At 64.1% G+C, this 21,069-nt stretch carries 19 protein-coding genes; 5 read left to right on the forward strand and 14 right to left on the reverse strand.

Going from position 1 to position 21,069, the window contains the following annotated elements; all coding sequences use genetic code 11:
- Positions 1 to 3: 3 nt before the first annotated feature.
- The 8 genes from GGR43_RS16570 to GGR43_RS16605 all read right to left on the reverse strand — a co-directional run bounded on the left by GGR43_RS16570 (position 4) and on the right by GGR43_RS16605 (position 9,980).
- Positions 4 to 2,823, reverse strand: a complete 2,820-nt coding sequence (locus GGR43_RS16570; protein WP_188073079.1) for a 2-oxoglutarate dehydrogenase E1 component — start codon at positions 2,821 to 2,823, stop codon at positions 4 to 6.
- Between the two features lie 88 nt (positions 2,824 to 2,911).
- Complete coding sequence (sucD, locus tag GGR43_RS16575; protein ID WP_188073080.1) at positions 2,912 to 3,796, reverse strand: succinate--CoA ligase subunit alpha; 885 nt, start codon at positions 3,794 to 3,796, stop codon at positions 2,912 to 2,914.
- An 83-nt stretch (positions 3,797 to 3,879) separates the two neighbouring features.
- Complete coding sequence (gene mdh / locus GGR43_RS16580) at positions 3,880 to 4,842, reverse strand: malate dehydrogenase (RefSeq protein WP_188073081.1); 963 nt, start codon at positions 4,840 to 4,842, stop codon at positions 3,880 to 3,882.
- A gap of 149 nt (positions 4,843 to 4,991) precedes the next feature.
- Positions 4,992 to 6,116, reverse strand: coding sequence for a cell division protein ZapE (gene zapE, locus GGR43_RS16585; protein WP_188073082.1), 1,125 nt, complete (start codon positions 6,114 to 6,116; stop codon positions 4,992 to 4,994).
- Positions 6,113 to 6,526 (reverse strand): PaaI family thioesterase, encoded by a 414-nt coding sequence (locus GGR43_RS16590; RefSeq protein ID WP_188073083.1) that lies wholly within the window; start codon positions 6,524 to 6,526, stop codon positions 6,113 to 6,115. Before GGR43_RS16590 ends, zapE begins: the two co-directional genes overlap by 4 nt.
- Before the next feature lie 170 nt (positions 6,527 to 6,696).
- Entirely contained in the window at positions 6,697 to 7,479 is a 783-nt protein-coding gene (locus tag GGR43_RS16595) for a succinate dehydrogenase iron-sulfur subunit (protein ID WP_188073084.1), read from the reverse strand.
- Between the two features lie 108 nt (positions 7,480 to 7,587).
- Positions 7,588 to 8,847 carry a hypothetical protein gene (locus tag GGR43_RS16600; protein ID WP_188073085.1) on the reverse strand — a complete coding sequence of 420 codons (1,260 nt, stop codon included), beginning with the start codon at positions 8,845 to 8,847 and terminating at the stop codon, positions 7,588 to 7,590.
- Positions 8,844 to 9,980 (reverse strand): hypothetical protein, encoded by a 1,137-nt coding sequence (locus GGR43_RS16605; RefSeq protein ID WP_188073086.1) that lies wholly within the window; start codon positions 9,978 to 9,980, stop codon positions 8,844 to 8,846. Before GGR43_RS16605 ends, GGR43_RS16600 begins: the two co-directional genes overlap by 4 nt.
- Before the next feature lie 41 nt (positions 9,981 to 10,021).
- Here GGR43_RS16605 and GGR43_RS16610 point away from each other — a divergent pair, with 41 nt between their 5' ends.
- The gene (locus GGR43_RS16610) at positions 10,022 to 11,407 is read left to right on the forward strand and encodes a lipopolysaccharide biosynthesis protein (protein WP_188073087.1); all 1,386 of its coding nucleotides are present in this window, start codon (positions 10,022 to 10,024) and stop codon (positions 11,405 to 11,407) included.
- Between the two features lie 90 nt (positions 11,408 to 11,497).
- Here GGR43_RS16610 and GGR43_RS16615 read toward each other — a convergent pair whose 3' ends face one another.
- Positions 11,498 to 11,884: a MerC domain-containing protein gene (locus GGR43_RS16615; RefSeq protein ID WP_188073088.1), complete on the reverse strand. Its 387-nt coding sequence runs from the start codon at positions 11,882 to 11,884 to the stop codon at positions 11,498 to 11,500.
- 134 nt (positions 11,885 to 12,018) lie between these two features.
- Here GGR43_RS16615 and GGR43_RS16620 point away from each other — a divergent pair, with 134 nt between their 5' ends.
- From GGR43_RS16620 to rpsI, 4 genes are all read left to right on the forward strand, one after another.
- Positions 12,019 to 13,092 (forward strand): COX15/CtaA family protein, encoded by a 1,074-nt coding sequence (locus tag GGR43_RS16620; protein ID WP_188073089.1) that lies wholly within the window; start codon positions 12,019 to 12,021, stop codon positions 13,090 to 13,092.
- Entirely contained in the window at positions 13,089 to 13,409 is a 321-nt protein-coding gene (gene cutA / locus GGR43_RS16625; RefSeq protein ID WP_188073090.1) for a divalent-cation tolerance protein CutA, read from the forward strand. Before GGR43_RS16620 ends, cutA begins: the two co-directional genes overlap by 4 nt.
- Positions 13,410 to 13,537: 128 nt before the next feature.
- The gene (gene rplM, locus GGR43_RS16630) at positions 13,538 to 14,017 is read left to right on the forward strand and encodes a 50S ribosomal protein L13 (protein ID WP_188073091.1); all 480 of its coding nucleotides are present in this window, start codon (positions 13,538 to 13,540) and stop codon (positions 14,015 to 14,017) included.
- Positions 14,017 to 14,550, forward strand: a complete 534-nt coding sequence (gene rpsI / locus GGR43_RS16635; protein ID WP_188073092.1) for a 30S ribosomal protein S9 — start codon at positions 14,017 to 14,019, stop codon at positions 14,548 to 14,550. Before rplM ends, rpsI begins: the two co-directional genes overlap by 1 nt.
- 601 nt (positions 14,551 to 15,151) lie before the next feature.
- Here the strand turns inward: rpsI and GGR43_RS16640 are convergent.
- The 5 genes from GGR43_RS16640 to GGR43_RS16660 all read right to left on the reverse strand — a co-directional run bounded on the left by GGR43_RS16640 (position 15,152) and on the right by GGR43_RS16660 (position 20,996).
- Positions 15,152 to 15,841 carry an aspartate/glutamate racemase family protein gene (locus tag GGR43_RS16640; RefSeq protein WP_188073093.1) on the reverse strand — a complete coding sequence of 230 codons (690 nt, stop codon included), beginning with the start codon at positions 15,839 to 15,841 and terminating at the stop codon, positions 15,152 to 15,154.
- A 190-nt stretch (positions 15,842 to 16,031) separates the two neighbouring features.
- Positions 16,032 to 17,984: an ATP-dependent zinc metalloprotease FtsH gene (ftsH, locus tag GGR43_RS16645; RefSeq protein ID WP_188073094.1), complete on the reverse strand. Its 1,953-nt coding sequence runs from the start codon at positions 17,982 to 17,984 to the stop codon at positions 16,032 to 16,034.
- A gap of 79 nt (positions 17,985 to 18,063) precedes the next feature.
- The gene (gene tilS / locus GGR43_RS16650; RefSeq protein ID WP_188073095.1) at positions 18,064 to 19,044 is read right to left on the reverse strand and encodes a tRNA lysidine(34) synthetase TilS; all 981 of its coding nucleotides are present in this window, start codon (positions 19,042 to 19,044) and stop codon (positions 18,064 to 18,066) included.
- Positions 19,025 to 19,945 carry a tetratricopeptide repeat protein gene (locus GGR43_RS16655; protein WP_188073096.1) on the reverse strand — a complete coding sequence of 307 codons (921 nt, stop codon included), beginning with the start codon at positions 19,943 to 19,945 and terminating at the stop codon, positions 19,025 to 19,027. The genes tilS and GGR43_RS16655 overlap by 20 nt, the downstream gene beginning before the upstream one ends.
- Positions 19,946 to 20,057: 112 nt before the next feature.
- Positions 20,058 to 20,996 carry a helix-turn-helix domain-containing protein gene (locus GGR43_RS16660; protein ID WP_188073097.1) on the reverse strand — a complete coding sequence of 313 codons (939 nt, stop codon included), beginning with the start codon at positions 20,994 to 20,996 and terminating at the stop codon, positions 20,058 to 20,060.
- Positions 20,997 to 21,069 lie beyond the last annotated feature (73 nt).

Here is a 21,069-nt window from a genome sequence, read left to right on the forward strand (position 1 = left end):
GGATCAACCCTTCTGCTGACGTTTGATTTCGGTACGGACGCTGTGACCCAGCGCATCGGCGATAAGGGCGCCCTGCTCGGCGACATGGCGCTTGGCAAGACCCGTCGCGGGCGAGGCCGACGCCTTGCGGCCCGCATAGCGCGCGCGCATCGGGGCCTTGCCCGCCTGCTTCAGGGCTTCCTCGATATAGGGCTCGACGAAGAACCAGCCGCCATTGTTCTTCGGCTCTTCCTGGCACCAGACGACCTCTTGCAGATTGGTCATCCGCTGGAGACGGATGGCCAGCGCCTCGGTCGGGAACGGATAGAGCTGCTCGATCCGGACGATCTGCACATCCGTGTCGCCCGCCGCGTCCCGCGCGTCGATCAGGTCGTAGGCGACCTTGCCGCTGCACAGCACGAGGCGGCGCGTATCCTTGTCGGCGGCCGGATTGGTATCCGACAGGATGCGCATGAAGTGGTTGTCGCCCATGAAGTCCTCGGCCCGGCTGACCGCCGCCTTGTGGCGCAGCAGTGACTTGGGGGCCATGATGATGAGCGGCTTGCGGAACGGCCGCAGCATCTGGCGGCGCAGGATGTGGAAATAGTTCGCCGGCGTCGTGCAGTTGGCGACCTGGATATTGCCCTCCGCGCAGAGCTGGAGATAGCGTTCCAGACGCGCGGAGCTGTGCTCCGGCCCCTGCCCTTCATAGCCGTGCGGCAACAGCATCACGATGCCGTTGGCGCGCAGCCACTTGGCTTCGGACGCCGCCACATACTGGTCGATCATGATCTGCGCGCCGTTGGCGAAATCGCCGAACTGCGCTTCCCAGATCACCAGGCTCTTCGGGTCGGCCATCGCATAGCCATATTCGAAGCCCAGCACGCCATATTCGGAAAGCGGGCTGTCATAGACCTCGAACCGGCCATAGCGGACGGTGGACAGCGGAACATATTTCTCTTCCGTGTCCTGATCGACCCAGACGCTGTGACGATGGCTGAACGTGCCGCGCCCGCTGTCCTGCCCGGACAGGCGCACGCCATAGCCTTCGGACAGCAGGCTGCCGAACGCCAGCGCCTCGCCGGTCGCCCAGTCGAAGCCCTCGCCGCTGCGGAACATCTCTGCCTTGGCGTCAAGAATGCGACGCAAAGTCTTGTGAATGTTGATATTTTCCGGAACCGTGGTCAGCGTCTTGCCGAGGCTGTCGAACAGCTTCTTCTCGATCGCGGTTTCCACATTCTTGCGACTGGTTTCGATATCGGCGGGCTGATGCAGGCCCGACCAGCGGCCGGCGAACCAGTCGGCATGATTGGCCTTGTAGGTCTTGGCGGCCTCGAATTCCTGTTCGAGATGGTCGACGAACTGCTGCGTCGCGTCGCTGACGAACGCGTCGTCGATCACGCCCTGCGCCTTCAGCCGCGCGCCGTAGACCTCGCTGACCGGCGGATGCTGCCGGATCTGCTTGTACATCAGCGGCTGGGTGAAGCCCGGCTCGTCGCCTTCATTGTGGCCGAAGCGGCGATAGCACCACATGTCGATCACGATGTCGCGATGGAAGGTCTGGCGATAGTCGATCGCCAGCTTGCAGGCGAAGGTGACCGCTTCGGGATCGTCGCCGTTCACATGCAGGATCGGCGCCTGCACGCCCTTCGCCACGTCCGACGGATAGGGCGAGCCGCGCGAGAATTGCGGGCTGGTGGTGAAGCCGATCTGGTTGTTGACGACGAAATGGATGCAGCCGCCGGTGTTGTAGCCCGGAACGCCGGAAAAGCCGAAGCATTCCCAGACGATGCCCTGCCCGGCGAACGCCGCGTCGCCATGGATGAGGACCGGCAGCGCCTGGGTGTGGCGGCCCGGACCGATATCGTCATGGAACACCTGCTGCGCGCGGACCTTGCCGAGCACGACCGGGTCCACGGTTTCGAGGTGCGACGGGTTGGGCACCAGGCTCATATGCACCTTGATGCCGTCGAATTCGCGGTCGGTGCTGGTGCCGAGGTGATATTTCACGTCGCCGGAGCCGCCGACATCCTCCGGATTGGCGGTGCCGCCCGAAAATTCGTGGAAGATGACGCGGAAGCCCTTGGCCATCACATTGGCGAGCACGTTGAGGCGGCCGCGATGGGCCATGCCGTAGACGATCTCGCGCACACCGAGCTGGCCGCCATATTTGATCACCGCTTCGAGCGCGGGGATCATGGACTCGCCGCCATCGAGGCCGAAGCGCTTGGTGCCCACATATTTCTTGCCGAGAAACTTCTCGTACTGCTCGGCGTGGATCACCTTGGAGAGGATCGCCCGCTTGCCTTCGGGCGTGAAGATGATCTCCTTGTCGGCGCCTTCCATGCGCTCCTGAAGGAAGCGGCGCTCCTCGACATCGGCGATGTGCATATATTCGAGGCCGACATTGCCGCAATAATTGGCGCGGAGGATTTCGACCAGTTCGCGCACCGTCGTCCATTCGAGGCCGAGCACGCCGCCGACATAGACGCGGCGGTCGAGCGCGGCGCCGGAGAAGCCGTGATATTCCGGCGTCAGGTCGGCGGGCAGCTCGCGGTGGGACAGGCCCAGCGGATCGAGATTGGCGGCGAGATGGCCGCGCACGCGATAGGTGCGGATCAGCATCATCGCGCGGATGCTGTCGGCGGCGGCCTCCACCACCTCGTTTTCCGACAGCGTCTTGCCGGACGATTTCGCGGCCGCCTTGACGGCAACCTGCATCTGCGTGGGATCAAGCGCCGCCGTCAGGTCGTCCGTGGCGGTCAGCGGCCAGTTGGGACGTTCCCAGCTCGGCCCTTGCTCCACTTCCAGCGCGCCTTCGAAATCCTGGCCTTCATAGCCCATGTTCATATCCTTCGCCCTGTGGTCCCGCGTGCAGTCGGGGGACGGAAGACCTTCCGGCGCCGCCGGACGCCGGAAGGTGATGACAATTTCAGCCCTTGAGGACTTCCAGCAGCGTGGTGCCGAGTTCCGACGGGCTGGCCGCGACCTTGATCCCGGCTTCTTCCATCGCCGCGATCTTGTCCTCCGCGCCGCCCTGGCCACCGGAGACGATGGCGCCCGCATGGCCCATGCGGCGTCCCGGAGGCGCCGTGCGGCCCGCGATGAAGCCGGCCATCGGCTTCTTGCGCCCGCGCTTGGCTTCATCCTTCAGGAACTGCGCGGCCTGCTCCTCGGCGTTGCCGCCGATCTCGCCGATCATGATGATGCTTTCGGTCGCATCGTCGGCGAGGAACAGTTCGAGCACGTCGATGAAGTTGGTGCCGTTGACCGGGTCGCCGCCGATACCGACGGCCGTGGTCTGGCCGAGGCCCGCGTTCGAGGTCTGGAACACCGCCTCATAGGTCAGCGTGCCGGAGCGCGAGACGACGCCGACGCTGCCCTTCTTGAAGATGTTGCCGGGCATGATGCCGATCTTGCACTCGCCGGGCGTCAGCACGCCGGGGCAGTTCGGGCCGATGAGGCGCGACTTGGAACCCGAAAGCGCACGCTTCACCTTCACCATGTCGAGCACCGGAATGCCCTCGGTGATGCAGACGATCAGCGGAATTTCCGCGTCGATCGCTTCGAGGATCGAGTCCGCGGCGAATGGCGGCGGAACGTAGATCACGGTCGCATCGGCGCCGGTCGCATGCTTCGCTTCGGCGACGGTGTCGAAATTGGGCAGGCCGAGATGGGTGGTCCCGCCCTTGCCCGGCGTCACGCCCGCGACCATCTGCGTGCCGTAGGCGAGCGCCTGCTCGGTATGGAAGGTGCCGGTCGCGCCGGTCATCCCCTGCGTGATAACCTTGGTATTCTTGTCGATGAGAATGGACATGCTTACCCCATTTTCAGGTGGTGCGGCATTTTAGATATCCCTCCTCAGGCTGCACACATTCCTGGGGAGGGAGTGCAGCTTGTTCAGGCGAGGCTGGGTTCGATGCCCTTGCAGGCGACCAACAGTTCCTTCACCGCATCGACGGAAAGCTGGAAATTGGCCTTCGCTTCGTCGTTGAGCTTGATTTCGACGATCTTCTCGACGCCGCCTGCGCCCAGGATCACCGGCACGCCGACATAGAGGTTGTCGACGCCATATTCGCCATTAAGGTTGACCGCGCAGGGCAGCAGGCGCTTCTGGTTGCCCAGATAGGCCTGCGCCATCTCGATGGCCGAGGTCGCGGGCGCGTAGAAGGCCGAGCCGGTCTTGAGCAGGCCGACGATCTCGCCGCCGCCCGAACGGGTGCGCTGCACGATCGCGTCGATGCGCTCCTTGGTCGACCAGCCCATTTCGATGAGGTCGGGGATCGGGATGCCCGCGACGGTCGAATATTCGACCACCGGCACCATGGTGTCGCCATGGCCGCCCAGCACGAACGCGGTCACGTCGCGAACCGAAACGTTGAATTCCTGCGCGAGGAAGGTGCGGAAACGGGCGGAGTCCAGCACGCCCGCCATGCCGACGACCATGTTGTGCGGCAGGCCGGAAAATTCGCGCAGCGCCCACACCATCGCGTCGAGCGGATTGGTGATGCAGATGACGAACGCATTGGGGGCGTACTGCTTGATGCCCTCGCCGACGGCCTTCATCACCTTGAGGTTGATGCCGAGGAGATCGTCGCGGCTCATGCCCGGCTTGCGGGCGACGCCTGCGGTGACGATGATGACGTCCGCGCCTTCGATGGCCGCATAATCGTTGCTGCCGGTGACGGCCGAATCAAAGCCTTCGACCGGACCGCACTGGGACAGGTCGAGCGCCTTGCCCTGCGGGATGCCTTCGGCCACGTCGAGCAGGACGACATCGCCCAGTTCCTTGGCAGCGGCCAGATGGGCCAGCGTGCCACCGATATTGCCGGCACCGATCAGCGCGATTTTCTTGCGAGCCATTGCAGTCAGTCTCCTTCAAGGCCGGGCGTTGCCGGCGCGATGAACTGTGCCCGCTTAAGCCCATTTCCTTAAGGTTTCAACACCGCAATGCGCAATTGGAGCATTTATTATTGCAAATGCATCGCAAGTGCAATAATAAATGTGAACCGCTATTCGACCTCCGCGCCTTCCCCATGTCCGAGCGCGAGATAATCGTCGGATTGCATCTCCATCAGGCGCGATACCGTCCGTTCGAATTCGAACGCGCCGTCCCCTTCCGGGTAGAGCGCCACCGGCTCCGCATCCGCGCTGGCGAGCAGCTTCACCTTATATTCGTAGAGCGCGTCGATCAGCGTGACGAAGCGCGCCGCCTCGTTCCGCTTTTCGGGGCCCAGCACCGGTATGCCGACGATGATGACCGTATGATAGTGGCGTGCGATGGCCAGATAGTCGCTTGCGCCGCGCGGTTCGACGCACAGCCGCTTGAACGAGAACACCGCGACGCCCTTCAGCGCCTTGGGCACGTGCAGCGTGCGGCCGCCCAGCACCTTTATGTCCTCACTCGGCACCTTCGCCCGGTCCTCGACCGAATAGTCGGTCAGGCGGAAAAAGGCCGCCGACAGCGCCGCCGTCGCCTCCGGCCCGTTGGGCACATGCCACAGCTTCGCATTGCCCAGCCGGTCGCGGCGGTAATCCACCGGGCCGTTGAGGCTCATCACGTCGAGCTTCGCCTTGATGAGGTCGATGAAGGGCAGGAACAGCTGGCGGTTGAGGCCGTCCTTGTAGAGATCGTCCGGCACCCGGTTCGACGTGGTGACGATCGTCACCCGCTGTTCCAGCAGGCCGGTGAACAGGCGCGACATGATCGCCGCGTCGGCCATGTTGTTGACGACCATCTCGTCGAAGCAGAGCAGCCGCGCCTCCTCGGCCAGCGCCGCGACCACCGGCGGGATGGGATCGCCGCTTTCGGACTTGCGCGCCTCGCGCAGCCGGGCATGCACGTCGAGCATGAATTCGTGGAAATGCACGCGCCGCTTGCGCTGCACCTGCACGCAGTCGAAGAACAGGTCCATCAGCATCGACTTGCCGCGCCCGACCCCGCCCCAGAGATAGAGGCCGCGCGGCGGCTGCGGCGCCTTGCCCAGCACCTTCCACAGCAGCGAGCCGCGTGCGGGCGTCGCCTCCAGTTCTTCCTGAAGCCGCGTCAATCGCCCGGCGGCGGCGGCCTGGTCCGCATCTTCCCGCAATTCGCCTGCCGCGACGAGCCGCTGATAGCGCGCCAGCACCGAGGTCATGCCGCCGCTGCCTTCAGCTTCTTGAGGATGCCACTCGCCTGAAGGACCGGCTCGCCCTGCTGCATCAGCATGATCCGAACGAACTGCATGCGGAAGGTGTCGCGCACCAGTTCCAGCTCGCCTTCCAGCACCTCTCCCGGCCTGCCGGGCGCGCAATAGTCGAGCGAGAGGGAAACGGCGACCGCCTGTGGCGGGCCGCCATCCTCCCCGGCCAGGAACAGACCCATATTGTTTTCGGCGATGCCGGCGAGGAAGCCGCCGTGCAGCGTGCCCAGTTGATTGACCGCGCGATCGGGCGGCATCAGGCGAAAGCGGATCAACCGATCCGTCTCGCGCCGGTAATGGACCGGGGGCCAATGGTCCGGCCAGCTGCCGCTTCCCCGAAAATCGAACAACAGCCAGCCGGGCATGCGCATTATCTGTACTCGCGATTTTTTAGGGTGTGTGAGGATTCAGCTCAGGGCGGAGCGAAAATGGTGGATTTTGAGAACCGGCGCGCAGCGACCTAAAAGGGTCGTGAGCACCGGAAGCGCAGAAAGCCGCCATTTGCAGCCCGCCATGGGCTGAATAACCATACATCCTAGAGCGCGCGCTCCACCATCATCTTCTTGGTCTCGGCGATCGCCTTGGCCGGGGACAGCCCCTTGGGGCAGACATTGGCGCAGTTCATGATGGTGTGGCAGCGATAGAGGCGGAACGGATCCTCCAGCGCGTCGAGACGCTCGCCGGTCATCTCGTCGCGGCTGTCGGCCAGCCAGCGATAGGCCTGAAGCAGGATCGCCGGGCCGAGGAACTTGTCGCTGTTCCACCAGTAGCTGGGGCAGCTGGTCGAGCAGCAGGCGCACAGGATGCACTCGTAAAGCCCGTCGAGCTTCTCGCGATCCTCCGGCGACTGGAGCCGCTCCTTGCCCGAAGGCGTGGTGGAGACGGTCTTGAGCCAGGGCTGGATCGACGCATATTGCGCATAGAAATGGGTGAAATCGGGAACCAGGTCCTTGATGACATCCATATGCGGCAGCGGCGTGATGCGCACCTCGCCCTTGCAATCCTCGATCGCGGTGGTGCAGGCGAGGCCGTTCTTGCCGTTGATGTTCATCGCGCAGGACCCGCAAATGCCCTCGCGGCAGGAGCGGCGGAAGGTCAGCGTCGAATCCTGCTCGTTCTTCATCTTGATGAGCGCGTCGAGCACCATCGGCCCGCAAGTGTCGAGATCGATCTCGAACATGTCGTAGCGCGGATTCTCGCCCGATTCAGGATCGTAGCGATAGACCTTGAACTTCTTGACGTTGGCGGCTCCCTCCGCCTTGTGCACCCTGCCCTTGCCGGTGATCTTGCTGTTCTTGGGAAGCGTGAATGAAGCCATGACTCATCTGCCTCTAGGAATTTCGATGGGTCCAGATAGGAGCCGACGGCCGATCCCTCAATGTTTTTTTTGCATTTGCGCAAAAGTGGAGAGAGCTGCCCTGCAACCTCACAGCCGAAACGGCAGTTTATGGGCGTATAAGGCAAGCTCCCGAGCCGCGCGGTCACAAGCAGCGAAATGCTGCCCTTTCCCTGCTTCTTCGCCTTCCTCCAGCGGAGGGACCGACATAGTTTCTTCGAACAGTGCGATCTGCCCGGCCCGATGGCGCACGCCGCTCTCCTGCCGACGACGCAGCGCGACAACAAGTTCGGGCACAGTCCGCACCACCTCGCCAGCCAGCCAAAAGCGAACATCGGCAGGCGGATTGCTCAGGTCTGCTCCTTTACTAATCCCGCGTACATCGAAGAAGAAGCAGGGCCTTGGCCGAAGCAGAAACTCGTAGACTTGGCTGGACGCATCGCCAATATAGGCGTCGGCCGAAAGGGTATAGCTCATGTCGAACAGCGCGGGGCCGGCAAGATCGACATAGATATTGGCCGCAATCAGGCTGCTCGTCTTCCCGTGAGACAAGCCCTCGACATTCGGGCGTCTGCGCAGGCGATGATATTCCGGCGAATAATGCAGCTTTTTACGGAACAGCATGACATGGGGGGCGACGATCAGATTGCCCAGCGACGGGTCGTCGCGAAAGGCCGCGATCAACGCATTGCCATGCCTATACCAGGACGACAGCAGCGGATCGAAATGCGGATTATAGAGGAAGGTCGGCATCCCATTGCCAAAGGGATCGACCCGGCGCGACAGATCGATGGTATCGAACTTGGGATAGCCCACGATCCGCACCTGATTGCTGCTCGTCACGCCTTGCCTTATCATCTCATCGGCCACTTTGCGGCCACTTACCAGCATCAGATCGAAACCGCCCAGCGCCGGATGATAGGAAACATCGCGATCGCCTGCGCCATGGGGAATAAAGACGAAAGACGGGGATCTGTTCCCCAATTGCCGCTTCACCCAGAGGCAGGTCCGCTCGGGTGAAACCACAAGATCGCACCCGGCGAACAGATCGAGATGACGGCGCAACCGGGCAAGGCGATAGACCGGCGCCAGCTTGTTGACAGGCGCCAGCAATGCCTTTTCCAAGTCGGGCAGCGACAATTCATGCCAGTGCAGACACAGCGCGACATCCTCGCCCACCAGCGCCGCGACAGTGGCGGCAATGGTGGGTGTGCCGACGATTGCCAGCACCTCGTCCTGCGGTTGGGCGAGCGCATAGGCGCGCATCACGCCAGCAGTGTGCGCGATCTGATGCGCGGCGTCATGGTTGAACAGAAAGGCAATGCGCCTTGCCGCCTTCGCTTCGGTCATGGGTCGACCCTGCCCTTTTCAAGATATTCGAGCAAGCTGTCGGCGGTATAGCGAATGGCGCCGCCTGGGGGCTGAAGCAGGCTGCTGCCGATAAAGGCTTTCTGCGCTTTCATATAGTGAGGATGCAATTCCTGCGCACGGCGAAGGGCGGGCATGAGATCATCAATATCTTCGACCACCTCACCGAGCGTCCAGAACCGGAAATGCGGATCGCCGCGCCATTCCACTTTATTGGGATTGAGAAATACACATGGGCGCGGATAGCGCAAAAACTCAGTAACCTGGCTCGACACATCGCCCAAATAGATGTCGGCTATTTGCGTATAACTGTTATCGAGGCAACGATCCGAGCCGGGATCGATCAGGATCGACGGCGTACTACGCGCACGCCAGCGATCCTTCACGCTTTCACTGCGACGATGAAACATCTTAATATGAGGAGCGACAATAAGGTTGAACATATCCTGCCGGGCAAATTGTGCGAGCAATGGCTCGATCCAAGGCCGCCAGGAACTGAGGTTCCTTATTTTGTGCGAATTATAGAGTACAATAGGCCGCTGTTCAGAGAAAAGCGGGGGCATGGAGCGTCCCAGCATTTCGACCGTCTCCAGCTTGGAATAGCCAGTGACGCGATACCCCCCCTCATGCAGGCACCCCAAGGCGCCATATCGTTCAAGATCCCCTTGCCCCGGCAACAACAGCAGATCAAATAGCCCCGCCTTCGCCTCGGAAGCAACCTGCCTGCCAACCGGTCCATGAGGAATATAGACCAGCTTTGCCCACCGGAGGCGATCTCCCGCCAGTTGTGCTAAATTGCCCCCGACACGCTCCGACGAGACGACCATGTCATAGCCCATCAACTCTTCCAGATTGGCTGCCAGCACCTGCTTTTTCGCAAGGCCGAGCAGGCGCGGCATCTGGATAAGCCTTGCCTTCCAATCGCGTTTCAGTCTTATGGCGTTAAGCGGCGGCTCCCCAAAAGCCGCGCAAATCCGTTCAACATGTCTGGGCATCGCCGGGTCATTATAATAAATATCGACCTCGACTCCTGGTTTCCGGCGCAGTTCCAAAGCAACCCCGGCGAGGTGATAGGCTTGATATGCTTCCGCAATGAATAGAAACGCAATTCGCATGATGGCTTCGCCTTATAAAAGCAGCGGAGGAAATTGACAGGATGATAATTTCCCGCCTCTTCCGGGGCGTCCCCGGACAAGACAAGACAGGCAAGACCCCCGGCCCGCTTTCGAAAGTCGGCCAGAATCTGGCTTGGCTCCTTGCGGGCAAGGGGCTGGGCGCTATCCTCTCGATCCTCTATCTGGGGCTGGCGACCCGCATATTGGGGCCAGCCGGTTTCGGCCAGTTCGCGCTCATTTTCGGCCTTGCCCAGACCATCAGCGGAATCGCCTCCTTCCAGTCATGGCGCCTCATCGTCCTCTACGGCCATGACACGGGGACGATCGATACTGGATTGAAGGAGACCGCATGCAAAGACGGGGTCGGTATTGGCCCGGCTTCCCACTCCATCGATGCCATCGCCAATTTCGGCTTCAAACTCGACCTCACCGCCGCGACGATCGGCTGCGTGCTGGCAGCCATCGGCGTGCATTTTCTTGCCGAACCGATCGGCTGGGACCAACAACTGACACGGACTGCGATGATCTTCGCGGTTATCACGCTACTGGCTATCCGATCGAGTGCGGTCGGAATATTGCGCCTTTACGACCGGTTCCGCGATGGCGCAGCCGCCGATGCGGTCATGCCGCTTACCCGCATGGTCGGCGCGATGATTGCCGCCCTCTTCTTCCCTACCGTCACAGGCTTTCTCGTGGCGTGGGCGGCCTCGGAGGTGACGACCGCCATTGCCTATTGGTGGATGGTCAATCGCAACACGCCGGTGCGCATCCATCCGTGGAGTTCACCTTCGATGCGATCCGTTATCAAGCAACATCCCGGCATCATCCACTTTGCGTTGGTCACCAATGCAGGGTCGACACTGACCGCCCTCATTCAAAATCTGCCGCTACTGGCTATCGGCGCGTTCACCACCCCAATGCTTGCCGGACTCTACCGGCTCGCCAACCAACTGGCACAGGCAATGATGCGGATCGCCGATATGCTGAGCCGCGCCGTTTATCCGGAACTGGCTAAGATACGTGCCCATCAGGGGCAGGATGCCGCGCACGATCTCACGCGCCGGACGACATTGCTGGCGCTGATCGGCGGGATCGTGGTGCTGCTGCTTACGATTTTCGCAGGCAAGTTAGCCATCAGAATAGTTGCCGGGCCGCAATTCGTCGCTGCCTATCCGATCCTGATCCTGCTCGGCGTGGGAGTTGCGATCGAACTGGCTGGGGTGGCTCTGGAACCGATGCTCACCGCTAGCAACCGGGCGGGACGGGTGCTCGCTATCCGCATGATTGCTACGCTGGCGCTGGCGGGAGCGCTGGCCATATTGCTGCCGCACTATGGCGTGATCGGTGCAGGATGGGCGACCTTGATCGCTTCGGCAATCTCACTGGCTCTGTTCACCATTTCAGTGCGACGCTTGCGCACGAGGTGATCTGGGAACGATTTCGAAGAAAGCGAAATCACCTGTCATCCAGAATATCAACTGAATTCACGGACTGTTCGGCTATACCGTCAGTCACCTTCAGCAGGCGCAGCCCGTCTGGCTGTCCGCGCGGATGTTCAGCATATGCGCGATCGCGACCAGCGACACGCCCAATACCGTCAGCACGGATTCGCTCACGCCATGGGGCACCAGCAGCGCCGAGCCCATCACCGCCAGCCCGATGCCCCCGGTCACCAGCGGGAAAAGCGCGCGATGGCGGCGCAATCCCGCGCCCAGCGCGACGGCGCCGATCAGGATCGCCAGCGCCAGCCCCACCTCGTGGATGATCGGCGCGGCGAAGAAATGCCCCAATGAAGAGAGCGCGCCCAGCAGCAGCACGGTCGCCACGCAATGCACCGCGCACAGGGCGGACAGGCCAATCGCAAGGCGATCGAGGCGCACGCGGTTTTTGGCGGTATTCAGCATGGAGACTCCATCATCGGCCCTGTCCCTATAGGCCCGTCGCCGCAAAGATACAATATATCATCATCTCCCCCATGGTACAATCTGTCCGGGCAGGCAGTCTTGCAAAGCGCCGAAGGGAAGCGCATGGGATCGTCATGGCTACGTCATCCCCGCTTTCATCCGCGCAGATCCCGCGTGCCACCGCCCGCCCGCGCCAGTTGGCGAACTGGCTGCTCGCGGTCGCCGCGCTGGTCGTCATCATGGTGGTGGTGGGCGGCATCACCCGCCTCACCGAATCCGGCCTGTCCATCACCGAATGGAAGCCGGTGACCGGCGCCCTGCCCCCGCTGTCGCAGGAGCAATGGCTGGAGGAATTCCGCAAATATCAGCAGATTCCCGAATATCAGCAGATCAACCGGGGCATGAGCCTGGAGGATTTCAAGTTCATCTTCTTCTGGGAATGGTCGCACCGATTGCTCGGCCGGCTGATCGGACTCGCCTTCGCGCTGCCGTTGATCTGGTTCGCGGCCCGGCGCGCCATTCCGCGCGGCTATGGCCCGCGCCTCGTCGTGCTGCTGGCGCTGGGCGGGCTGCAAGGCGCGATCGGCTGGTGGATGGTGGCTTCAGGGCTGGTCGACCGCACGGACGTCAGCCATTACCGCCTCGCCGTCCACCTGCTGACCGCGCTGCTCATCGTCGCCGGGCTGGTCTGGACCGCACTGGATCTCCTTGACCTGAACCGGGACGCATCCGCCCGCCCGGCGCGGCTTACCCCCTTCGCGCTGCTCGCCGCGCTCGTCCTCTTCGTGCAGTTGATGTGGGGAGCCTATGTCGCGGGCCTCAATGCGGGCTATGTGGCGAGCGACTGGCCGCTGATGAACGATCATCTCGTGCCGGAGGGGATAAGCTGGCACGGCTCGCTCTGGGCCACGATCAGTTCCGATCCCTATCTCATCCATTTCTTCCATCGCTGGTGGGCGTGGGTCGCGGCGCTGGCGCTGATCCTGCTCGCGCGCCGGGCCAGGAAGGCCGGGGATCGCGGCGCGTCGATCGCCCTCAATGCGCTGGTCGGGCTGCAGATCCTGCTCGGCATCGCGACGGTGTTGAGCGGCATCGACCTGCCGCTGGCGGTCGCGCATCAGGGCGTGGGCGCGCTGGTCGTGGCGGCGACGAGCTGGGCCGCGCACAGCATCGGGCGGCGCCGCTCGTCCGGAAGGCTTGCGGCATGAGCGGCCTCGCCCTCGTCTACACCGTCTTTCCCGACGAGGAGTCGGCGCGGGCCGCCGCCCGCTCCGCCCTGCATGACGGGCTGGCCGCCTGCGCCAATATCCTCGCGCCCTGCACCTCGCTTTACGAATGGGAGGGCGAGGTGCGGGAAAGCGTAGAGATACCGGTGCTTCTCAAGACCACGGCCGCGCGCGCCGATGCGCTGATCGAGCGGGTCGAGGCGATGCATCCCTATGAGGTGCCGGCCATCCTCTCCTGGCCCGTCGTGCGCGCGCCCCATGCCTTCGCCAAGTGGGTGAACGACCAGACCCATTGGTGAGTGGTATTATTTTACCCGTCCAAACAGGCGCGCTTTTGCTTGACTTTGCCCCTGTCAAAGGTCATTAGCGCCCATCTTCTCCGGCCATGACGGCACGGGGGCTTTGTTCAATCAGGAGTTTTCGGGCCATGAAGGCGCTGATGAAAACGACCAAGCCGGCCACCCCGGCAACGGTAGAAAAGAAGTGGGTGCTTATCGACGCAGACGGCCTCGTCGTCGGCCGCGTCGCATCCATCGTCGCCAATATCCTGCGCGGCAAGCACAAGCCGAGCTTCACCCCGCACGTCGATTGCGGTGACAATGTCATCATTATCAACGCCGCCAAGGTGAAGTTCACCGGGCGCAAGCTGACCGACAAGGTCTATTACAAGCACACCGGCTATGCCGGCGGCATCAAGGCGATCACGCCGCAGAAGGTTCTGGAAGGCCGCTTCCCGGAGCGCGTTCTGGAAAAGGCGATCGAACGCATGATCCCGCGCGGTCCGCTCGGTCGCCAGCAGATGCGCAACCTGCGCGTCTTCGCCGGGGCGGAGCATGCCCATGAAGCCCAGAACCCGGAAGTGCTCGACATCGCTTCCCGCAACCGCAAGAACAAGGTGGGTGCATAATGACCGATAATCGTCAGTCCCTTTCCGACCTGGGCAACCTGACCGCCGGCGCGCCTGCCGCCGAAGCGGCGACGGCCGACGTTGCCGCCGCGCCCGCGGCCCCCGTCGTCTCGGAAACCCCGCTGCGCCAGCAGGAACTCGACAAGTTCGGCCGCGCCTACGCGACCGGCCGCCGCAAGGATGCCGTCGCCCGCGTGTGGGTGAAGCCCGGCACCGGCAAGGTCACGGTCAACGGCCGCGACCAGGAAGTCTATTTCGCGCGTCCGACGCTGCGCCTCATCATCAACCAGCCTTTCTCGGTCACCGACCGCGAGGGCCAGTATGATGTGATCTGCACCGTCAAGGGCGGCGGCCTTTCCGGCCAGGCCGGTGCGGTCAAGCACGGCATCGCCCAGGCGCTGACCAAATATGAGCCCGCGCTGCGTCCCGCCGTGAAGCGCGAAGGCTTCCTGACCCGCGACAGCCGCACGGTCGAGCGCAAGAAGTACGGCCGCGCCAAGGCCCGCCGCAGCTTCCAGTTCTCGAAGCGCTGATCGGGCTTCGCCTCTATCCTTCAAGCGAAGGGGTCGGGTTCCGGCCCCTTTTCTTTTTGGCGGATTATGGGGCGTGCGGGGCAACTGCGACGGCTATGTGCATCCTCCGCCTTCCCATCGATGATTGAAATTCACGCGGAGACGCGAAGGCATTAAGGCGAGGCAACTCCATTGTTCTCATCCGACACCCCTGCAAGGCAGGGCGCGCCCACCGCTCAATCTCCACTCCGCGCCTCCGCGTCTCCGTGCGAAACCCAGTCCACGCGGCAACGGGTTGTTGCGCCACCAATGGTCGCAACCCGCTATTCAGCAGGCGATGGACTACATGCGACGATCACCTTTTGAGGGTCCGTTATATCCGCAAGCAGACTGCGACCATGCAGATGCTTGCGGATATAAGCTGACATAGGAAACCCGTGCGGGCTGAACTTGTCGAAGCCCTGCCCTTTTGGAGGAACAGCCGCCCTTCGGGTCGACAAGCCTGTCCTGAGCGTGTCGAAGGGCTCAGGGCGAACGAGGGTGAGACGTAGCGATTCAGCCCGAATGGAGGTAGAATTCGCCTTCCATCGTCCAGTAACCGCTCGCTCTCCCGGCTCAGCGCTTACCCCAGAATAAAATCAATCCCCGCCTCGGCATGGATCGACATGGAATCGTAGATCGGCAGCAGGTTGGCGCGCACGTCGACGATCATCTCAAGCTCGGTGCAGGCCAGCACCACCGCCTGCACCTGCTGCTTGGCGATGTCGGCCAACTCCGATTTCATGAACCGCTCCGACTCCCGGCTCACCTTGCCGTGGACCAGTTCCTCATAGACGATGCGGTCCACCTTTTCCGCCAGTTCCATGTCCGGCGGCAGCAACGACACGCCGTAGGAGACGAGGCTCTGGCGGTAGAATTTCTCCGCCATCACGTTGCGCGTGCCGATGATCGCGGCGGTCTTGATGCCGTCCGCCTTCATCCGCGCGCCCACCGCCTCGGCGATGTGGATCAGCGGGATGCCGACCGCGTCGCTGATGCGCCGGTCGATCGCGTGCATGCTGTTCGCGCACACCATCAGCCCCTGCGCCCCGGCGGCCTCGAGGCGCCGCGCCGCGGCAACCAGTTCGCTGCCCGCGCAATCCCAATCCTCCATCGAGGTGCAGGCCGCGATGGTGGCGAAATCGAGGCTCTCGATGACCAGCGGCGCGCTGTGCAGGCCGCCCTTGCGCTTCGCGACCCCTTCATTGATGATCTGGTAATAGCGCGCAGTCGATCCCCAACTCAAACCGCCGATCAGCCCCAATTTCTTCATTCACCGTTCCGTTTGCATGATCGCCCGGCCAGCGCGCGATTCTTCCCTGATATGGGCTATCCTTGTCACACGTCGCCTGCCCATTGCAAGGACGCCGCTCGCAAGAAAAGGCCCGTCCATCCGCTCGGGATGCACGGGCCCTGATCCTGTCATCCGCCGGGCGGGCCTTCCGGCCCGCGGCGGCCTTGCTTCATGCGCCCTGCGGGGCCGGTCCGCCCAGATTGCCGCCGGAACGACGCCCCGCGCGCGGGATCGATGTGCCCGCGACCGGGATGACGCTCGGCTTGATCTTGGTGCCGTCGTCGCGGGTGATCTCGCCCTTGTCGAGCAGGGTCTTGATCTCGTCGCCTGACAGCGTCTCATATTCCAGCAGCGCATTGGCGAGCAGGTGCAGCTGGTCCTGGAACTTGGTCAGCACCTCCTTCGCCCGGTCATAGCCGGTTTCGACGATGCGGCGGATTTCCTGATCGATCGCCTTGGCCGTCTCGTCGGACATATGGACGCGCTGCGACTGGGAATAGCCGAGGAAGGTCTCGCCCTGCTGCTCTTCATATTGCAGCGGCCCCAGCTTGTCGGACATGCCCCACTGCGTGACCATGTCGCGCGCCAGGCGGGTCGCATACTGGATGTCGCCGCTCGCGCCGGAGGACACCTTGTCGTAACCGAAGATGATCTCCTCGGCGACGCGGCCGCCCATCGACACGGCGAGGTTCGCATACATCTTGTCGCGGTGATAGCTGTAGCTGTCCCGCTCCGGCAGGCGCATCACCATGCCCAGCGCGCGGCCGCGCGGGATGATCGTCGCCTTGTGGATCGGGTCGGACGCCGGTTCGTGCACCGCGACGATCGCATGGCCCGCCTCATGATAGGCGGTCATCTTCTTCTCGTCCTCGGTCATGACCATGGACTTGCGCTCGCTGCCCATCATCACCTTGTCCTTGGCGGCCTCGAACTCGCTCATCGCGACGAGGCGCTTGCCGCGCCGCGCAGCCATCAGCGCCGCCTCGTTGACGAGGTTCGCAAGGTCCGCGCCGGAAAAGCCGGGCGTGCCGCGCGCGATGACGCGGGGGTCGACATCCGGCGCCAGCGGTACCTTCTTCATATGCACTTCGAGGATCTTGACGCGCCCCTCGATATCGGGGCGCGGCACCACCACCTGCCGGTCGAAGCGGCCGGGGCGCAGCAGCGCCGGATCGAGCACGTCGGGCCGGTTGGTCGCCGCGATGATGATGATGCCCTCGTTGGATTCGAAGCCGTCCATCTCCACCAGCAGCTGGTTGAGCGTCTGTTCGCGCTCGTCATTGCCGTTGCCGAGGCCCGCGCCGCGATGGCGGCCAACCGCGTCGATTTCGTCGATGAACACGATGCAGGGCGCATTCTTCTTCGCCTGCTCGAACATGTCGCGCACGCGGCTCGCGCCGACGCCGACGAACATCTCCACAAAGTCGGAGCCGGAGATGGTGAAGAACGGGACGCCCGCCTCCCCCGCGATCGCGCGGGCGAGCAGCGTCTTGCCGGTGCCGGGCGAGCCGACCAGCAGCGCGCCCTTGGGGATCTTGCCGCCTAGCCGGGCGAACTTGCCGGGGTCCTTCAGGAACTCGACGATCTCCTGCAATTCCTCGCGCGCCTCGTCGATGCCCGCGACATCGTCGAAGGTCACGCGCCCCTGCTTCTCGGTGAGCAGCTTCGCCTTGGACTTGCCGAAGCCCATCGCGCCACCCGCGCCGCCGCCCTTCTGCATCTGGCGCAGCACGAAGAAGGCGACGCCGAGGATCAGCAGGAACGGCAGCGACTGGTAGAGCAGGATCATCCAGAAGCTGGGCTGCTCCTCCGCCTTGCCGCTATATTTGACGTTGTAATCGTCCAGCAGCGTGGTCAGGCCGGGATCGTTGACCGGAATGGTGGTGAATTTCTGGTTGTTGTTGAGCGTGCCGATAATGCGGTCCGGCCCGACGGAAACCTCCTTCACCTGCCCTTCCTGCACCTTGGTGCGGAAGTCGGAATAGGCGATGCCGGTCCCGGCCGTGGTCATGTTGCGGCTGTCCACCATCGACACGACCAGCAGCAACGCCGCGATCACGCCGACCCAGATCATCGTACTCTTCATCCAGGGATTGCCCTGAGGTTCCTTGTCGTCGTTCATCTCAACCTCTTCATCACCTCCCTAGATAGGTCATGGGCGGCAAATGACAATGCTTTCCTCGCGCCGGGAGGTGCCGGGCTCACGCTTTTCCCGATGCCTGCCGTATGCGGCGCGGCGGCGCCGGGCGCAGCGACCATGACGCGCCACCTGACAACAACCAGTTACCGATGCTCGCTTTTTCTCCGGCCCGCAGCCGGACAAGCGCCCGGTCCAGCGTCTCGCCGCGCGGGGCGGCTCCGTCCGCTTCTGCCATGGCAAGCATGCGGGCGACAAGGCGGCGCTGCATTTCCGTCGGAAAATCCCAACGGTCGAGCGTGAAACCGCCCTTGCCGTCGGCGCGTATATGCGCGTCGGCAAGCTGGCCCGCCATCCATTCCAGCGCCTCGTCCGCATCGGCGCAGGCGGACGCGCTGCGCGACACCGCGACCGGATCGATCCAGTCGACCGCCTCCAGCCGCTTGCGCAGCGCCGCCCGGTCGAAGCGCTCGTCGCTGTTGCTGGGATCCTGCGCATGCGGCAGGCGCTGCGCCTCCACGATCGCGGCAAGCTCCGCGCGGCGCCAGCCGAGCAGCGGACGTACCACCACGCCGTTGCGCGCGCGGATCGCCGCCAGTCCGCCGACCCCCGATGACCGGTTGAGGCGCATCAGCACCGTCTCCCGCTGATCATCGGCATGATGGGCGGTGAGCAGCCACGCCAGCCCCTCGCTTCCCCGCCAGCTGTGCAGCAACGCATAGCGCGCGGCGCGGGCGGCGGCCTGCACGCTGCCGCCGATGGGGCGGCCGGGCGTCAGGATCGCATGGGCAATGCCTTGACCCCGGCACCATGCCGCCACCATCTCCGCCTCGGCCCGCGCGCCGGGCCGCAGGCCGTGATCGACGGTCGCGGCCTTCACCTGCCCCGGAAAGGCACGCGTGGCCAGCCAGAGCAGGGCCATGCTGTCCGGCCCGCCGGACACGGCCACCGCAAGCCCCGCGCCTTTCGTCGCCTGCCCTTCCGTCAGCGCGTCAAGATCGTCCCGAAACCGCTCAAGCTGCGGTTCAGGCCGCGCATTTGGCACGCACGCGCCCCTTCTCCATCATCGAGCGGAGATCCGAGGTCAGCGTGGAGCCGTAGGAATCCTCAAGCTCCTTATAGACCTTGCACGCGTCGGCGGGCTTCTTGAGCTGGATCAGCGCCTCGCCCAGATAGGCGAGGCTCTGCGCGGCGCGGTCCCCATTGGGGCGCTTCTGATAGTTTTCGTAGAAGGCGACGGAGGCCAGCGCGGGCTTGCCGTCGTCCAGATAGGCGCGGCCCAGCAGGTTCTGCGCGCGGCTGCCGACCGAGGTGCTGCCATATTTCTCGACCGTGGTCTTGAGCTGCGCCTGCGCCTCGGGATAGAATTTCGCCTCCCACAGGCGATAGCCGTAGGTATAGGCGTCGTTCGCCGCGTTGCCGGTGCTGGGCTGCTCGATCGCCGCCACGGCGGTCTTGCGCGTGTCGCCGGCCACCGCCGCTGCCGCCGCCGGCTTGGCCGTTGCGGCCGGTGCCGGTGCGGGCTTGGCGGTCGCGGAGGCGGCAAGCGGCTGCGTCGCCGAAAGGGCGGGCGCGGGCGCGGCCGTCATCTCGGTCTTCATCTTGTCGATCCGCTCCTCAAGCTGGCGCAGCTTGTAGCTGTTCTGCTCGACCTGCCCGGTGATGCTGGCCAATTGCCCTTCCAGCGAGGTCACGCGCGCCATCAGGTCGCTGACCGGCGTGGAGGACGGCACCGCCTCGCTGACCGTGGGCTGCGTCACGATATCCGGCTGCACCGGCACGCCCGCCGGGAACACCTTGCGCTGGACCGCCCGCATTTCCTTTTCGAGTCGATCCACCCGCGTTTCGACCGGCGTGCTGTCGGCCGCCCAGGCGGTGTTCAGCGCCGGCAGCGCGATCAGCGCGACAGAGGCGAGAGCGGTGATATTTTTGAGCGTATGACGCATTCCAGTCCCCGAGATGATTGCCTGCCAACCATAACCGGCACCGCATAAAAATAAAGGGCGACGATGCCTCCCGCCCCTGTTCCCGCCCTCATCGGCGGAAGACGGCGCGGCCCTATTCCGCGCCTTCGGCGTCGGCGGGCGCGACCGGTTGCACGGAGGCGCCGCCGGCGGCCGATGCGGGCGCCGCCGGGCGCGGCGAAGCCGCGGCGCCGGTGCGCGCCGGGGCCGACCGCGCGCCCTGCGGGGAAGCCGCCCCCGTCTGATCGGGCGCGGGCCGCGACAGCAGCGCCGCCGCGCTGATCGGCACGTCGGCGATGGTCTTTTCCGGCGCGCCCAGCGGCGGTACCGGCTTGCCGCCCACCGTCACGGCGATGGCGTCGGGCCGTCCGGTCAGGATCATCGGATTATTGGCCTCCGGGGGGACGGTATAGCTTTCGCCCTTGCCCATCTGCTTTTCGAACAGCCTTTCGCCCGACTGGTCGTAGATGCGCAGCCATACGTCGCTGGTCGCGGTCAGCACCACCGGACCGGCCGGGGCGGCGGGCGTTTCCACCGTCGGGCTGACCACCGGCGGCTGGGCCGCCGTCGCGCGATTGTTGAGGTCGGAAATCTCCTCGTCGGTGGAGGCGGTGAAGAACTGCGTGCGCCACACCCCGTAAGCGACCGCGAGCAGGATCGCGACGGCGGCGGCGACCCAGGCGAGCCAGCGCGGCGGGATGCGGGCGGGATCTATCGGCTCGAACGCCTCATAACGATCCACCTCGCCCAGCGCGCCCAGTTCCTCGCGCACGCCGCGCGCGATCTCAACCTCGTCCGCGCCCACCGCGCGCGCATAGGCCCGCGCGAAGCCGACGGCATAGGGCGTGCCCGGCAGGGCGCCGAAGTCGCTGCGTTCGATCGCGTCGAGCTGGCGCTGGGCGATGCGCGTCACCTCGGCGACGTCGGCAAGAGACATGCCACGGGCTTCCCGCGCGCGGCGCAATAGGGTGCCGGGGCGATCGGCCGCCGCTTTTTCCTGCTGAACTTCGCCGTCCGGTATCTTTTCGTTCATTCTGTCGCCCCTGCTCAGGAGCCGCCCATGCGACCTGATGATGAGATGATGGCCCGATGGCCGAAACATTTTC

Origin of the sequence: Sphingobium jiangsuense (genome assembly GCF_014196495.1) — a bacterium.
Taxonomy (GTDB): domain Bacteria; phylum Pseudomonadota; class Alphaproteobacteria; order Sphingomonadales; family Sphingomonadaceae; genus Sphingobium; species Sphingobium jiangsuense.